Source organism: Nitrospirota bacterium, from assembly GCA_016214855.1.
Classification (GTDB): Bacteria; Nitrospirota; Thermodesulfovibrionia; order Thermodesulfovibrionales; family UBA6898; genus UBA6898.
In genome coordinates, this window is record JACRMT010000004.1 from 316,314 (window position 1) to 330,843 (window position 14,530).

Below are 14,530 nucleotides of genomic sequence, written 5' to 3' on the forward strand. Positions count from 1 at the left end.
TTAAGGGTGGGATACTATGATCTATTTCTTAAAGTTTGCGTCAATGCCGCAGAGCACAGCGCTCTTGTCACCAAGGCCCATGCCCTTATGGCAGGCCTGACAGGTGGAAGCTGCCTTACCAACGATCTTCTTTGCATCAACGTCATAAAGCTGAATGGTTCCGTCCGTGATCGTCTTGCCTGCAATCGGCTTGCCATCAACATCGCAGCCCTCTGTAGAGGTCCTGAGCGTCAGGATAGCATACTTGCCGTCAGGTGTCGGGATAGCATCATGGTTCTGTCCTGCAGTGGACATCTTCTCATCGACCATCTTCAGGTCGTTGCCGTCAAGAAGCCAGAACCTGTCAGCAGCGGACTGGAAGATGAGCTTGTCGTCCTTGCTGAAGTACTGCCTGAAGGTGATGGTCTTGCCCGGCTCGCCCTTGTGGGTTGCCTTTGCAAGGACCTTCCACTCGCCCTTCTCCATCGCAGCAAGGTCAACAAGAACGAAATCGATCGCGCCGTTTGCCTTGCCGTCATCGCCCTTCATGGTTACGGATATGAGGAATTTCTTATGGTCGTTCGAGTTCGTGCCATGAAGAAAGACATACGCACCTGACTTATACTTCGGGTCGAGGTCGCTGATAAAGACCCTCTTCTTGTGATCCATGGTCTTTTTGTCAAAAACATCAATATAGCCTTCATTGCCCATAAATACCGGCAGGTAATTAGCCTTGGACTGGCCTGATGCGCAATATACAGGAGGCTTTTCGCCGGGAGATCTCTTTTCTGGATCCATGGCAACATCCTTGACCACTTTACCTGTCTTGAGGTCTGTGACGCCTACATGCTGCTTCTTGTTGGCATCAAGCACATAGGTCGACCAGAACATTCTCGTGGCGTCCTGGTCATCAATCCTTGCATCATGGGACGGATGCGAATTCTTGTCGCCAATCACAACGCGGTCAACATTAGCCACCTTGATCGGATCGTCCGCATTGTTCGGATCAACGGTCACATCAGCCTTTGCAAAATGCCCGCCCATACCGGCAACAAAAACCGTTGCCGAATAGGTCTTCTTCGCTGCTGTAGCTATAGATACTTTCGTATCAACCGCAGTAAAGGTAAGATACCCGCCGATCACCAACGTCAACATCAGAGCTACAAACAATACTTTCTTCATAGTTTCTCCCCGTTATATTTGGTTTATACACCTGCACAGCACATGCGATGCCTGCACTGCACCAATCCCTCATTGTTCGTTTCCAGGACCACCACCTTTCGTCACGACATATTAGAGATTTCGATACTCTTGTGCTAACCATACCTTAGCATCCCATTCAGGCAGTTATCAACTTGAATTTCTAACTTTAGAAGATCTATGTCATTGATTTATCATAAAAAATAAACGATTTCTCATGATCATGATTAATTGTGAAAAACACTGCAGAACGCACTGCGGGTAGAATGCTCTTAATAGGGAATAACCGTATCGTAATGAACAAGCTCGCGGGCGATCGCTTCATTATGCATGCGTTCAAAGGAATTGTCAGGGCAGTTCGAAATAATGCGCGTTTCAAGTTCGTTCAGCATGGCAAGATTTGCATTGATCCCCTGGTTATGATCGTCGAACCTGCAGTCCAGGATATAGATATGCACTTCGTCGTCTTCGAGTGAAAGGCCTATCGCCATGCGCAGGGCCTCAGCATGCCTGTCTCTCACGATCACCGCTATTTTTTTGGCCATATTAAAGATCCTCAGAGCTGAATCCTGATCATTACCCGGCCGCTCTATGACCGAAGGGATTGCACCCCCGGTACCATTAATGCTCTATTGGCGGTAAAAAGGACGACGACTGCCCTTCTCTGTCTGGAACTGAACAAAGGCCTTTGCAAACTTACCCTTCTGCACCGCACCGCCAGGCTTTGTCGAGAGAACGTCAGACCCCTCAAAATTCTGAAGCAGGTCGATCATCTTGTCGAGGGACTCCTGATGCAGCAGCTCGATCGCGTCACGGTCAGGCATGGACGTGACCAGCCTCCGGTCAATGAAATCGCCGATCTTCTGCTGATTCATAAAGGAAAAGAAGACCATGCCCTTGAAGATCCTCTTATTCGTTTTGAAGGAAAAGAGGAAACGCTCAAGCGAGTTCTCAAGGAAGAGGTCGTTGCGCACCTGGGTTTTTCTGTCGATCAGCATGGCCTGGAACCAGTATTTCTTATCAATGATGCTGTCCGCCTTCATTTCTAGGAGCGTATGGCCCAGGTTCTTCTTGTGTACGGTGTATGAATTGTGGGCAACAGAATCAGATGCGAGATGGCAGAGGTACCCATAGACAAAAGCCTTCTGCTGCGATGTCTTGGCAGCCCTGAGCAGATCAAAACCGACTTCCCAGCTGTGTGAACTCTTGCTGTCAGGAAGATACTTCTTGCCGATAATGATATCTGCCATGATGTTTCCGTAGAGAAAGTCCTTTCGGTATCTCCTCATGAGTTCAAGAATGCCTGCGGGAAGAAGAGCACCGAAAGAAAAAAGCTCATTGCCGAGATACATGTGTGTCAAAGGCCCCCATGCAGACGCAAAGGTCGGGACAAGAAGAAACGCTATGATCCAGACAAGTTTCGATAGTTTCATTGCACCCTCTCGATAAGATTCAGGATAAGCCGCACCCCGATGCCTGTTGCACCTTTCGGAATATAGGGACGGTCCTTATCTACCCACGCAGTCCCGGCGATATCAATATGCACCCAGGGGGACTGACCTGCAAATTCATAAAGAAAATATGCGGACGCCATAAGTGAACCGATCCGGTTGCCGATGTTTCTGATATCAGCGATATCGCTTTTGAGATATTCCTTGTACTCTTCAAAAAGAGGAAGTTCCCATACCCGCTCATAGGTTTCCTCTCCGGCCTTCCGGAACTCATCAAGAAACTTTCTGTCATTGCCCATCATTGCCGCTACCTCACCGCCAAAAGCCACGGCACAGGCACCGGTAAGGGTAGCGATATCAATGATCGCCCTGGGTTTGAAACGCTTTGCATACTCGATAGCATCAGCAACTGCAAGTCTGCCCTCTGCGTCAGTGTTTGCGATCTCAATGGTCTTTCCGCTGATTGACCGGACAACATCGCCGGGCTTTATGGCAGAACCACCCGGCAGATTCTCTGTGGCCGGAAGCAGACATATGAGATGCACAGGCAGCTTCAGTTCTGCAGCAGCCTTGACAACACCGAGGACTGCAGCACCGCCCGCCATATCGTATTTCATCTTTTCCATGCCATCGGAAGGCTTGAGGGAAAGACCTCCGCTGTCAAAGGTGACCGACTTGCCGATCAACACGACAGGAGGCTTTCTGCTTCCACGGTATTCTGCCACTATGAATTTCGGCTGCTCTCTTGATCCATACGACACTGCCAAAAATGCTCCCATACCGATCTTTTGCATATCCTTTTTTTCGAGAACTTTGACCGAAAGATCCTTCCGCTTCAGGGAACAGGCTGCATCCGCGAGATCAGCCGGTGTCATGTCATTGGCAGGAGCGTTGACCAGGTCTTTTGCAAAGGCAACGGCAGACGCGATCACCTCTGCTTTCCGGACGCTGACGGAAAGGCCCTTCGAAGGTTTTGAGATCAGGATGAGAGAAGATATCGTCAGGGCATGATCGTCGCTCTTATACTTCTTATGCGTATAAAGACCGAGAAGTGCTCCCTCGACAAAGCAGACCGCCGGCTGTTTCAGCTGGTCGAGAAGAATCGTTGAGAGCGCTGCTGTTTTCATCTCCTTATCGCGAAGACAGGCAAGGGCTTTGCCTCCTGCCTGCCTGACCCTTTCCGCCGTCAGGGCATCCTTCTTGCCCATACCTACGAAAAGAATTCTTTCAGGTTTGATATCTTCCGGTGTAGGCACAAGCAGGACTTCGTTAAGGCCGGCCTTAAACTCCCTTTTCCGAATGTTATCGATCAACCGGCTGATCGAAGGCTTGAGCCGGGAATAAGGATTCACCCCCTCTTCAACAAAAGGAAGTATTAATACGTCACAGGCACAGTCCGCTTCCTTTATGTTCTTTACTCCGATATGCATGTAGGGATGACCCCACTCCTGTCACTCGATTATTTGCTCTTTTTAGTCTAACCAATCGAAAGGTAATTATCCACAAAACAGATCATTAAATTTTTTTCATTTTGCGATTGACAGCTTCATGATCTTTCAGTAATCATCAATCATGAAAAATGGTGTAACATCCTCTCCCTTCTCGATAAAAAGCATCCAGAAGATCTTTGGTTCATCCTTTACCGAGGGCAATAATGTGACCCTTGTCTGGAAAGACAGGGAGTCCTTTCAGGGCATATTTGATGCCGTCCGGGAAGCAAAAGAGCTCATATGCCTGCAGTTCTATATCTTTCGTAACGACGAAACAGGCAGGGAGCTGGCAGATATCCTCAAGCTCAAGGCAAAAGAAGGGATAACCGTCTGCCTTATTTACGATCATTTCGGCTCACTCTGCACGCCGGAGGCATTCTGGAAGGATCTGAGGCAGGCCGGCGTTCACATACGGGCATCCCGGCCATTTGCCTGGACCACGCCTTTTCTCTATGTACACAGAGACCATAGAAAACTGATCATCATCGACAGCGCAAAAGCCTTTACCGGCGGCCTTAACATTGCCAATGAATATCGCGGTTACTACAGGCTGAGAAAAAGAAGCGGATGGCGCGACACTGGAATATTTCTGAAAGGGCCGATTGTCAAAAGACTTCTGGATGAGTTCAGAAAAAGCTGGGAGATCTGGAAGGGAGACCCGATCCAGCCACGCCAGGATGTCGTGATGCCGGAACAGGGCCTGCCCGTGCTGCCGATCTTCGCAAGCTCGGCGAAGGGCAGGAGAAGAATGCGCAAGGTCCTTTATTACAGCATCAACAGCGCACAGAAGAGCATTTACCTTACGACCGCTTATTTCACGCCGAGCAGACGCATGGTCCATATCCTTGAGGCCGCAGTCTCACGGGGAGTTGACGTGAAGCTGCTTTTGCCCGGCATCTCCGATGTATCAGCCGCTCACTTTGCAGGGAGGGCCTTCTTCTCGAGACTCCTGAAGGCAGGCATAGAGATCTACACCTATAACGGCGTGATCCTCCATGCAAAGACCTCTGTTTTTGACGAGATCTGGTCCATAATCGGCTCTGCGAACCTCGATTTCCGGTCATTGCGCCGAAATGATGAGGGAAATGTTGGGATCATGGACGGCAGTTTCGGCCGACAGATGGCGCAGATATTTTATGATGACATCACCCGCTCAGAAAAGATAACACCTGAGGGCTGGCGCAGGCGACCCTTGCATGAAAAAATGAGAGAATACTTCTTTGCCTTCTTCAGAAAAAGGCTGTAGCAGAGGCTGATCAGGGCCGATACGCAAAGAACCCCAGAAACAGAATATTTGCTGCAAAATGGAATATAACAGAAGGCAGAACATTAGAGGTCTGCAGATAAAGAAATCCCATCACCAGCGACGGAAAAAAAGTCATAAGGGAATACCAGTCACCATAAAATACCAGTTGCGGCAGATGCATAACGGCAAATAAGCCGCTCGTTAAAAAGACTCCCCTCATGGTATTTCCGAGACTCTCCTGGAGATAACCTCTGAAATAGACCTCCTCGGACAATGAAACGCCCAAGAGCTGAAACATGAGGACCTGAAGCGTCGGCGGTTGAGGACGGTTGTTGATCATGATCATAACAAGCCAGAAGGGTACCAGGATAATTGCCGATGTTATAACACCGAGAATGCTATCGCGCAGGTTGAACTGCATTTTGATGCCGCCCGCCAGAAGAATGGGGGTTACTACAAGAAAAAAAGGGATCAGGTATTTAAACATGCCAAAAGAAAAGGCATGATATACAGTGACCATGAATAAAAGAATCAGGTATGTATATAATGCCTTTCTCCTGTTGGCAATATGCTGACTTTTCAGCTTGTTACTTCTTTTTTCGCCTCATAATAGCCACAACAACGAGAGGTATCAGCATAACCGCGATATTACCGGCGGCTGAGGCAGCGTTCTGCCGCGTGCCTATGGAACAGCCCCCTCCACCACCACTCGTCTGGACCGGAACAACAGGCTCAACCGCCAGGGTTGTTGTAGAGGCTTCATTAGACATCAGCGGAGACTCCCCAATGTTATTAAATGCCCTTACACGATAGGCATAGGTGGTAATGGGCTGAAGACCCGAATCAGTAAAAGTGGCCGTGGCTGTGCTGTTCGGTCCGATGGGACCGATCTGAACAAAGGGCCCTCCCGCTGTAGATCTTTCAATCCTGTAGCCGTCCTCACCGGTTGCGCTATCTGACCATGAAAGAGTTATCGTTGTGGGGGATGTTGAAATCGCGGTAAGGCCAGTTGGCGAGAGCAGCGATGAGATCGCCCGGTACGCATTGACTCTCCCGCCCGTCATTATCCATCCCTGAAGTGTCGGCAACACGTCGACATATCTCAGAACAGTTGCACGTATCTGCTCATGGGTAAAGTTCGTGTAGTAACTGTAAAGCAGTCCTGTAATGCCCGATACCTGAGGGGCTGCCATTGACGTGCCTTCACAGAAATCATAGCCCGGATACGGAGAACCCGTGCACATGCCAAATGATGTGCCCTGAGGAATCGTGCTCAGGATATACACTCCAGGGGCAGCAACATGAACAGAAGTCGGTCCAAAATTACTGAATGTTGCCCTCCGGTCATTCTGATCCGTTGCAGCAACTGAAATGATATTAGGAAGCGCATAACCAGAGGGATATTCAGCGGTTTGATCATTATTGTCACCCAACCCATCACTGCCGCCGTTGCCGGCAGCAGCGATCAAAAGCGCTCCTGCAGAATTAGCAGCACGTATCGCATCATACTCGGCAGAGGAATAATCGCTTCCGCCGTAACTCGCATTAATAACTCTTACTCCCTTTGATACGGCATATTGAATGGCAGCTATTGAATCTGATACAGTTCCTTCGCCGCGTGAATCGAGGATCTTCAGCGGCATAATCTTAACATTCCAGAGCACACCGCTGACACCAATTCCGTTATTGCCGGTTGCTCCTATTATGCCGGAAACATGCGTGCCATGACCATTGTCATCCATGGGATCGTTATTATTGCCGACAAAATTCCATCCTCTCCAATCATCTATCTTTCCGTTGCCGTCGTCATCAACAGCATTATTAAACTCGTTAGGGTTTGTATATATATTACCAACGAGATCGACATGATTATAATCTATGCCGGTATCCACGACAGCAATCACCGCACCGGTCGTTCTGCTTATGTCCCAGGCATCCGCGATCTTCGCATCTGCACCTGACGTCCCGCTTGCAAAAGAACCGGTATTCCTTAATGCCCACTGCTGGCCAAAATAAAAATCACTCGGCAGAGTCGTGGCAGATCGTTTTATGTAATTCGGTTCAGCATATTCGACATCCGGGTTGGACATATAATTTACGACAGCATCCCTGACAGAAAGACCGTTGGGAAGCTTCACATGCTCAAGGTTAGGAATAAGGTTGTACGACCTCAGCGATGTTGCGCCAACTGACTGATGCGTCCTCACTGAGGACGCAGACAGGATGCCTGCCTTGAACTTGACCAGCAATTCCCCTTCCTTATATCTTCCTTTCTCCATAATTGAGATAACCGACTGAGTCGTAATTTTCGCGCTACTCACCTCTTTTGATGTATCCGTGGAAATGCTTGCAGTCTTTTCACTTCCGCAGGAAGCCACAAACAGAACCAACAACAAATAGATAAGCTTCTTCATAACTGACTTTCCCTCCATAAATAAATTTAACTAAAATCCGGTTTACTATAGAACAAAAAATACTGTAATTACGCCGACATCTGACTTAATTACTATCATGAAATTTCTGAAAAAAGTATAGTTCATATTGACTGGTGAGTCAAGGAAAATTAGTCTGATGCGTGGCAGCAACAGGAAAGTGTCCCCATTAAGTGCAGAGGAAAATATCCCCTTCTCAGCAGTGAGATCCTTGAGGGAGAGCTGGTGTTGATCAGAAGGGGATACAGAGAGTTAGGGTTATGGGGCAGGTCATACAGGGAGTTTGACAGCCCCATTCCATGCACAACAAAAAGACACGTATCGGCATGATACGTGTCTTTTTGTTGTGCCGTATAACATAGGCAGTGTTCAAAAACTCCCCATGAACCGATCAACTAATCCATAATACTTAACTCTTTATTATTATTTAAATATTTTTAACTGGCGCGCCCTGAGGGATTCGAACCCCCGGCCTACAGATTCGTAGTCTGACGCTCTATCCAGCTGAGCTAAGGGCGCATACCCCGTAATAACTGCTTATTTCTTTATACCGTTCTTCAGCATAACTGCATACTTCGGATGCTCGAACGGATGGATCGCAGGAAACTTGGAATACAGCCACCCCTTGAAAATTTCCTTCTCATCTTCCAATACCTTCAGGCCCACTGCCGGATTGTTTGGCTCATTCGAGCTGGAGGTAATGGTGAGGCCGTCCATCCTGAAATCAGGAATAAACTCACCGACTGCAAGCTTGAGGTTCGAACCTGGAACCTTCAATTCACCATTAACGTTGATCGTATACTCGGTCTTCTTCTTGCTGCTCTTGTCCTCAACAATGACGACAACCGCTTTCCACTTGCCCTTCACCGCATCAGGAAGAGAGACCGTGGTCTGGCCTTTCGGCATGGTAACCTGCTGACTACCTGGTGCACCCTGCTGCGCATGTCCTGCAGGAAGCTGCTGACCAGGTGCTCCGACCTGGGGAACCGCCGGTTTATCCTCTTTTTTCTTGCATGCACCAAAACTCAATACAAGCGCAATACCACAAACTGCCACTAAGATCTGTTTCTTCATTTACTGCTCCTCCTTAAAGATGATTGAATAAATTTATTCTCAATACCAAAAATGGCGGAGAGGCAGGGATTCGAACCCTGGGAACGGTGTTACCCATTCAACCGCTTAGCAGGCGGTTGCCTTCGACCGACTCGGCCACCTCTCCAAAACGAGATAGTTTAACAGCTCACTTTATCTTTTGTAAAGAAATGGCTGCAGAAAAGAACGGCATAGTGCAGGCTGTCACTTCTGTCTGGAACGGTAATCCTCGATCGCTTTTTTCAATGCATCTGCGCCGAGATTGGAACAGTGCATCTTCTGCGGAGGCAGTCCGCCAAGCTCGTTGGCAACAGCTTCCTTGGATATGGCGAGCGCTTCATCAAGGGTCTTGCCCTTCACCATCTCGGTCACCATGCTGCTGACGGCAATGGCAGCGCCGCAGCCAAAGGTCTTGAACTTGGCATCAACAATGCGGTCATCCTTCACCTTGATATAGATCTTCATGGCATCTCCACAGGTTGGATTGCCTTCCTGTCCTACGCCGTCCGCATCAGCCATGTCCCCCACGTTGCGGGGGTTTGTGAAATGGTCCATCACTTTGTCGCTGTACATGATCCACCTTCCTGGTTATCTCCCCAGCCTTGCGCATAGGGAGAGATTTCTCTGAGTCTCTTGATAACTGCCGGGAGCTCTGCTGCAACATAATCTATATCTTCAGGCGTATTGCCCATGCCGAGACTGAACACGATCGAACCCTGTGCAAGACCGGACGGTATGCCCATGGAGAGCAGTACCGGCGAAGCCTTCAGTGCCTTTGAAGAGCAGGCGGAACCGCTTGCTGAAAAGATACCTTTTGCAGCAAGAAGAAGAAGCATCGCCTCCCCTTCAATATATTCTGCGCAGAAGCTCGCATGACCGGGAAGTCTGTTGCTCCTGTGTCCGGTCAGGTAAACTCTTTCGACATTTGCCATCGCATCTATAATTTTATCCCGCAGCGGCCTGAGATAGTCCATCCTGCTCTGCAATTCCGCCTTCGCCAGCTCAGCTGCTTTTCCCATGCCGACGATCGCAGGCACGTTCTCGGTACCTGCGCGCCTGCCTGACTCCTGTATGCCGCCATAGATGAGCGGAACGATACGAGTGCCCTGTTTCACCACAAGCGCGCCTGCACCCTTCGGCCCATAGAACTGGTGCGCGGCCATGCTCAGGAGGTCTACGCCGAGATCGGCCATGTCCACAGGGATATTTCCGGTCGTGGCAACCGCATCGGTATGCACAGAGATATTTTTCTCTTTTGCGATCTTCACGATCTCCTTTATCGGCTCGATCGTTCCGACCTCACTGCTTGCATGGGTAACAGAGATCAAGGTCGTCTCTTTTGTGATCATCTTCCTCACGGTCTCAGGATCAACAATGCCCTGTTTGTCCACCGGAAGATACGTGACCGTAAAGCCGCTCTTCTCAAGGAAACGGGCAGCATTGAGTATGGAATGATGCTCCATCCTCGATACCAGCACATGCTTTCCCTCGTTCTGCCGTGCAAGGGCAATGCCGCGCAGGGCAAAATTGTTCGCCTCAGCGCCGCTTGCCGTAAAGATAACTTCAGCAGCCTTCGCATTCACCAGCCCGGCCACCTGCTCGCGCGCAGTCTCAATGGCCGCCTTCGCCTTCATGCCATACTCATAGACGCTGAGGGGGTTGCCGAACTCCTCCGTGAAATACGGCATCATCGTCTTGAGCACGTCCGGATGAAGGGGATTTGTAGCAACATGGTCTACATAGTATTTCTTCATGATCACCTCATACCCTTCTTAATATAAAATTTAAAGAAATCCGGTGTCTCGTCTATTCCCAGAAATTCATTGTTCGTCTTTTTGCACCAGTCAGGAATATCCTCAAGCGCACCGTCATAGTCAGTCATGATCTCAAGTATCTGGCCGGTCTCCAGCTCTTTCATCTGCTCCTCAAGTTTCAGCAGATGCATGGGGCACATCATATATACGATGTCGGTAGTAACATCAGGCTTTACGTCCTGGACAAATTTCATATTCTGTCAGGCAGCCCTGATGCCTTTCCCCTGCCTGCCTTTCTTCGGCCGCTTCGGTATCGTCATGAGCTGATTGCCTGCAAGAAGGTCCTTCAGGGACATGCTGTCAAGGAACCTCTCGATATTCTCGCCAAGGGATTTCCAGAGAAGGTGCGTTACGCAGCTGTCGACGCGGATGCAGCCCTCAGCCGGGTCAAGGCAGGAGGTGATCGCCACCGGCCCTTCCAGTTCTCTCAGGATCTCGGCGATGCTGATCTTCTCCGGCTCCCGTGAAAGGACATAGCCGCCGCCGGGCCCTTTCACGCTCTGTATAATCCCGGATTTGCGCAGCGTGTTCAGTATCTGCTCAAGATACGAGACCGAAACATCCTGCCTTTCAGATATCTGTCTGATCGTGACCGGACCGACGCTGCCGGCTTTTGCGATCTCGTACATCGCACGCACGCCATACTGCCCTTTTGTCGATAATCTGAGCATGCTTTACCTTATAAAAGTTTAGTAAATCTGTCAAGTATTATCAGGACAATGCGGGGCACAGAAAAACAGGGGGAATTACGGAATACTTTGTATCTCGACCGTATTGCCGATCGCGATATTGAACAGTTTTGCTGCGCTGCCCCGGTTCACGAAGAACTCGACATATTCCGAACTGTTGATCACGGAATGAAGTTCCTTGTCCAGTGCCTCGCCGTAATACATCTTCATGGGAACCTCTTTGCCGGCGAGAAATACCTTCAGCGATGTGCCCGGATTTTGACTGTCAAGGGCGTCGATCTCGGTCTGGCTGATGTTCGTCGTAGCATTGCCGAATTTGTCCACATGGATGATCTCACCTTTAATGACGCCCTTCCCGACAGTCGGCATCTGAAGATCGATAGAAAGATAATCCGTAATGACCTCTCCGAAATTCTGAACGTTCTTGCCTCCTGAAAGCCATGCGGCAACAGGTGCAAACACATCCCTGCCCTGGAACGTAGAGCTCTTTGATTTAAGGAAATAGTGGTCTGCGGTGATATGGATCACCTGGAGCGTCCGCGCTTCCAGCTTATATATGTAGGAGAAGATACCATTATCCGGACCGATAAAATATTGACGCTCTGTGACAACAAGGAGAGGCCGCCTGCGGGAGCCCACGCCCGGATCTACAACGACCACATGGCAGGTCCGCTCGGGAAAGAACTTGTAGTTCATGCCGACCGTAAAAGCCGCCTCACGGATATTATGCGATGCGATCCCATGGCTGAGGTCAATGATGTTTGCCTCCGGGTTGATGCTGAGTATTGCTCCCTTCATAACTCCTACAAAGGGGTCATTGAGCCCGAAGTCTGTCGTAAGCGTTATCACCGGATTAGATGGCATGAGCGGCTCCTCTCAAAAGATTAATATCCTCGACCTTCCCGTCCTTCATATACGCCATTATACCATCAAGGATATCAATTGTAGCGTTTGGGTTCACAAAATTTGCCGTGCCGACCGCAACAGCTGTTGCCCCTGCCAGCAGGAACTCTATCGCGTCATCGCCATGCATGATACCGCCCATGCCGATCACAGGGACCTTAACCGCCTTAAAGACCTCATATACCATGCGGACTGCGACCGGCTTGATCGCCGGCCCTGAAAGCCCGCCTGTCCTGTTGGCCAGCTTCGGCCTCCGCGTTTTGATATCGATAACCATGCCGGTCAGGGTATTGATCACCGAGAGCGCATCAGCACCCGCATCCTCGGCGACCTTTGCCATCAGAGAAATATCAGTGACATTCGGGGAAAGTTTCACGATAAGGGGAAGTTTTGTGGCCTTCCTTACTGCGCCGACAACCTCGGTCGTAACCCTGGGGTCAGTGCCGAATATGCACCATCCGGCCTGCTTGTTCGGACAGGATATGTTCATCTCCAGGCCATGGATGCCCTCAACAGAACTCAGCCTTTCGGCCGCAGCCACATATTCCTCGATCGAGTCTCCGAAGAAATTGACGATCACCTTTGTGTCGTAGGTCCTGAGAAAGGGGATCTTCTCATCAATGAACCGCTGAATGCCGATGTTCTGCAGCCCTATGGCATTGAGCATGCCGGATGCAGTTTCAACAATACGCGGAGGAGGATTGCCTTCTTTCGGTAAAAGCGAAAGACCTTTTACCACAACAGCGCCCAACCTGCTCAGGTCAAGGAATTCAGCATACTCCTCGCCGTATCCGAACGTGCCTGAAGCGGTCATCACCGGATTTTTCAGTTCAAGACTGCCGATCCTGACGCTAAGGTCCATGCTCACCAAACGATCTCCCTGGCCTCAAAAACCGGTCCTTCCTTGCAGACCCTAGCGTATCCGTCACGGGTCTTTACCACGCACCCAAGACATGCGCCGATGCCGCAGGCCATATGCTCCTCCATAGAGACGTATGAAGGTATCTTATGCGCCCCGGCGATCTCTGAGACTGCCTTGAGCAGCAGATGCGGACCGCAGGCGTAAATGCAGTGATGCGTGATGGGTGATGCGTGATGAGACAAAAAATGCCGTAACGAATCGGCAGCCGTTCCCTTTGTGCCGGCTGAGCCGTCGTCCGTGCTCACCCGGACCTCTTTTGCAAACCCCTGCAGTTCATCAAGCATCAAAAGATCGTCTTTTGTACGCGCACCGTAAAAAACAATTGCCCTGCGGGAAAACTGTTCAACGAAAGAAAATACCGAAGCAATGCCGATGCCGCCCGCAATCACAAGAGGGACAGCGTCTGCGGGGGGAAGCGGATAGCAGGTCCCCAAGGGACCCAGGACCTCAAGCAGCGTTCCTTTTTTCATCTCCTTCAGGATAGCCGTGCCCTTCCCCCTGACCCGGTACAGTATCTGCACCCCCTGCCCCGTTTTTCTGAAAAGACTGAAGGCCCTCTTCAGCAGCGGGTCTGTACCCTTATTCGCCTCGATCATGAAAAACTGGCCGGGCCGGGGCTCGGGCATGCTCACAGGGACGTTAAGGGTTAAGAGGTTATGGACTGTGTGGACCGGACGGTTTTCCTGGATCTCTGCCTTAAAGTATCTACTCAAAGGTGATCTCTAATATCTCATATTCTATGGTCCTGGCAGGGACCTTGATCTCGACGGTATCACCGACATCCTTGCCGATGAGGGCCCGGCCGACCGGAGAACTGATAGATATCTTGCCCTGCTTCACGTCAGCCTCTTCCGTTCCGACAAGAATGAACACGTATTCCTCATCCGCTTCAACGTCAAGCACCTTCACTTTTGCACCGAACGCGACCTTTGACTGCTTTATGGTCGCAGGGTCGATCACCTGGGCCATGGCTATTTTTCCCTGCAGTTCCTGTATCCGTCCTGCAATAAAGGACTGCTGTTCCTTTGCTGCATGATATTCCGCATTTTCAGAGAGATCGCCATGCGCGCGCGCCTCTGCTATGGCCTGTATGTTCTGCGGCCTTGCGACCTTCATCAGCTGCTCAAGCTCGGCCTGCAGTTTCCGGTACCCGTCTGGTGTTAAGGGGATTCTTTGCACGATTCGTAACTCCTTATCAGAAAATCAGTTATACTCTACCATGTCGCCTTTTTTTTTAAAAGATTCATCCGGGCAGTTTCTGCTTGAATTGACGGTACGCATATACTAATCTTTAGGTACAGAGTTTATACCA

The 14,530-nt window shown here is 50.0% G+C and carries 16 protein-coding genes and 2 tRNA genes; 1 reads left to right on the top strand and 17 read right to left on the bottom strand.

Annotation, left to right across the window (positions count from 1 at the left end):
• Positions 1–21 precede the first annotated feature (21 nt).
• From HZB62_03540 to HZB62_03555, 4 genes are all read right to left on the bottom strand, one after another.
• On the bottom strand, positions 22–1,161 hold the full coding sequence (locus tag HZB62_03540) for a hypothetical protein (protein ID MBI5074237.1): 1,140 nt from the start codon (positions 1,159–1,161) through the stop codon (positions 22–24).
• 290 nt (positions 1,162–1,451) lie between these two features.
• Entirely contained in the window at positions 1,452–1,724 is a 273-nt protein-coding gene (locus tag HZB62_03545; GenBank protein ID MBI5074238.1) for a hypothetical protein, read from the bottom strand.
• 84 nt (positions 1,725–1,808) lie between these two features.
• Positions 1,809–2,612, bottom strand: coding sequence for a zinc dependent phospholipase C family protein (locus HZB62_03550; GenBank protein ID MBI5074239.1), 804 nt, complete (start codon positions 2,610–2,612; stop codon positions 1,809–1,811).
• Positions 2,609–4,060: a leucyl aminopeptidase gene (locus HZB62_03555; protein ID MBI5074240.1), complete on the bottom strand. Its 1,452-nt coding sequence runs from the start codon at positions 4,058–4,060 to the stop codon at positions 2,609–2,611. Before HZB62_03555 ends, HZB62_03550 begins: the two co-directional genes overlap by 4 nt.
• A 142-nt stretch (positions 4,061–4,202) precedes the next feature.
• On the opposite strand from HZB62_03555, the gene HZB62_03560 reads away from it, so the two are divergent.
• Positions 4,203–5,366 carry a hypothetical protein gene (locus tag HZB62_03560; GenBank protein MBI5074241.1) on the top strand — a complete coding sequence of 388 codons (1,164 nt, stop codon included), beginning with the start codon at positions 4,203–4,205 and terminating at the stop codon, positions 5,364–5,366.
• 10 nt (positions 5,367–5,376) lie between these two features.
• On the opposite strand, the gene HZB62_03565 is transcribed toward HZB62_03560, so the two are convergent.
• The 13 genes from HZB62_03565 to greA form a co-directional block, all read right to left on the bottom strand.
• Complete coding sequence (locus HZB62_03565) at positions 5,377–5,886, bottom strand: CPBP family intramembrane metalloprotease (GenBank protein ID MBI5074242.1); 510 nt, start codon at positions 5,884–5,886, stop codon at positions 5,377–5,379.
• Positions 5,887–5,953: 67 nt separating this feature from the next.
• A complete protein-coding gene (locus HZB62_03570) occupies positions 5,954–7,780 on the bottom strand; it encodes a S8 family serine peptidase (GenBank protein MBI5074243.1) in 1,827 nt (608 codons plus the stop codon).
• A 460-nt stretch (positions 7,781–8,240) separates the two neighbouring features.
• Positions 8,241–8,317: transfer RNA gene (locus HZB62_03575), tRNA-Arg, on the bottom strand.
• 18 nt (positions 8,318–8,335) lie between these two features.
• Positions 8,336–8,872: a DUF2155 domain-containing protein gene (locus HZB62_03580; protein MBI5074244.1), complete on the bottom strand. Its 537-nt coding sequence runs from the start codon at positions 8,870–8,872 to the stop codon at positions 8,336–8,338.
• Positions 8,873–8,924: 52 nt separating this feature from the next.
• Positions 8,925–9,017 (bottom strand) — tRNA-Ser (locus HZB62_03585).
• Between the two features lie 77 nt (positions 9,018–9,094).
• On the bottom strand, positions 9,095–9,463 hold the full coding sequence (gene nifU / locus HZB62_03590) for a Fe-S cluster assembly scaffold protein NifU (GenBank protein MBI5074245.1): 369 nt from the start codon (positions 9,461–9,463) through the stop codon (positions 9,095–9,097).
• Positions 9,445–10,644, bottom strand: a complete 1,200-nt coding sequence (locus HZB62_03595) for a cysteine desulfurase (GenBank protein MBI5074246.1) — start codon at positions 10,642–10,644, stop codon at positions 9,445–9,447. The genes nifU and HZB62_03595 overlap by 19 nt, the downstream gene beginning before the upstream one ends.
• A gap of 2 nt (positions 10,645–10,646) precedes the next feature.
• Positions 10,647–10,898, bottom strand: a complete 252-nt coding sequence (locus HZB62_03600; GenBank protein MBI5074247.1) for a sulfurtransferase TusA family protein — start codon at positions 10,896–10,898, stop codon at positions 10,647–10,649.
• A 6-nt stretch (positions 10,899–10,904) separates the two neighbouring features.
• Positions 10,905–11,375 carry an Rrf2 family transcriptional regulator gene (locus HZB62_03605; GenBank protein MBI5074248.1) on the bottom strand — a complete coding sequence of 157 codons (471 nt, stop codon included), beginning with the start codon at positions 11,373–11,375 and terminating at the stop codon, positions 10,905–10,907.
• Between the two features lie 75 nt (positions 11,376–11,450).
• Positions 11,451–12,257, bottom strand: coding sequence for an SAM-dependent chlorinase/fluorinase (locus tag HZB62_03610; GenBank protein ID MBI5074249.1), 807 nt, complete (start codon positions 12,255–12,257; stop codon positions 11,451–11,453).
• Positions 12,247–13,167, bottom strand: a complete 921-nt coding sequence (locus HZB62_03615; GenBank protein ID MBI5074250.1) for a dihydroorotate dehydrogenase — start codon at positions 13,165–13,167, stop codon at positions 12,247–12,249. The genes HZB62_03610 and HZB62_03615 overlap by 11 nt, the downstream gene beginning before the upstream one ends.
• A complete protein-coding gene (locus tag HZB62_03620) occupies positions 13,161–13,931 on the bottom strand; it encodes a dihydroorotate dehydrogenase electron transfer subunit (protein MBI5074251.1) in 771 nt (256 codons plus the stop codon). The genes HZB62_03615 and HZB62_03620 overlap by 7 nt, the downstream gene beginning before the upstream one ends.
• Entirely contained in the window at positions 13,924–14,397 is a 474-nt protein-coding gene (gene greA, locus HZB62_03625) for a transcription elongation factor GreA (GenBank protein MBI5074252.1), read from the bottom strand. Before greA ends, HZB62_03620 begins: the two co-directional genes overlap by 8 nt.
• Between the last annotated feature and the right edge of the window lie 133 nt (positions 14,398–14,530).

What these genes read in the sequence shown, in the direction of transcription:
- HZB62_03540 (MBI5074237.1), bottom strand. Translation starts at nt 1,161, where the DNA reads ATGAAGAAAGTATTGTTTGTAGCTCTGATGTTGACGTTGGTGATCGGC.
- HZB62_03545 (MBI5074238.1), bottom strand. Translation starts at nt 1,724, where the DNA reads ATGGCCAAAAAAATAGCGGTGATCGTGAGAGACAGGCATGCTGAGGCC.
- HZB62_03550 (MBI5074239.1), bottom strand. Translation starts at nt 2,612, where the DNA reads ATGAAACTATCGAAACTTGTCTGGATCATAGCGTTTCTTCTTGTCCCG.
- HZB62_03555 (MBI5074240.1), bottom strand. Translation starts at nt 4,060, where the DNA reads ATGCATATCGGAGTAAAGAACATAAAGGAAGCGGACTGTGCCTGTGAC.
- HZB62_03560 (MBI5074241.1), top strand. Translation starts at nt 4,203, where the DNA reads ATGAAAAATGGTGTAACATCCTCTCCCTTCTCGATAAAAAGCATCCAG.
- HZB62_03565 (MBI5074242.1), bottom strand. Translation starts at nt 5,886, where the DNA reads ATGGTCACTGTATATCATGCCTTTTCTTTTGGCATGTTTAAATACCTG.
- HZB62_03570 (MBI5074243.1), bottom strand. Translation starts at nt 7,780, where the DNA reads ATGAAGAAGCTTATCTATTTGTTGTTGGTTCTGTTTGTGGCTTCCTGC.
- HZB62_03580 (MBI5074244.1), bottom strand. Translation starts at nt 8,872, where the DNA reads ATGAAGAAACAGATCTTAGTGGCAGTTTGTGGTATTGCGCTTGTATTG.
- nifU (MBI5074245.1), bottom strand. Translation starts at nt 9,463, where the DNA reads ATGTACAGCGACAAAGTGATGGACCATTTCACAAACCCCCGCAACGTG.
- HZB62_03595 (MBI5074246.1), bottom strand. Translation starts at nt 10,644, where the DNA reads ATGAAGAAATACTATGTAGACCATGTTGCTACAAATCCCCTTCATCCG.
- HZB62_03600 (MBI5074247.1), bottom strand. Translation starts at nt 10,898, where the DNA reads ATGAAATTTGTCCAGGACGTAAAGCCTGATGTTACTACCGACATCGTA.
- HZB62_03605 (MBI5074248.1), bottom strand. Translation starts at nt 11,375, where the DNA reads ATGCTCAGATTATCGACAAAAGGGCAGTATGGCGTGCGTGCGATGTAC.
- HZB62_03610 (MBI5074249.1), bottom strand. Translation starts at nt 12,257, where the DNA reads ATGCCATCTAATCCGGTGATAACGCTTACGACAGACTTCGGGCTCAAT.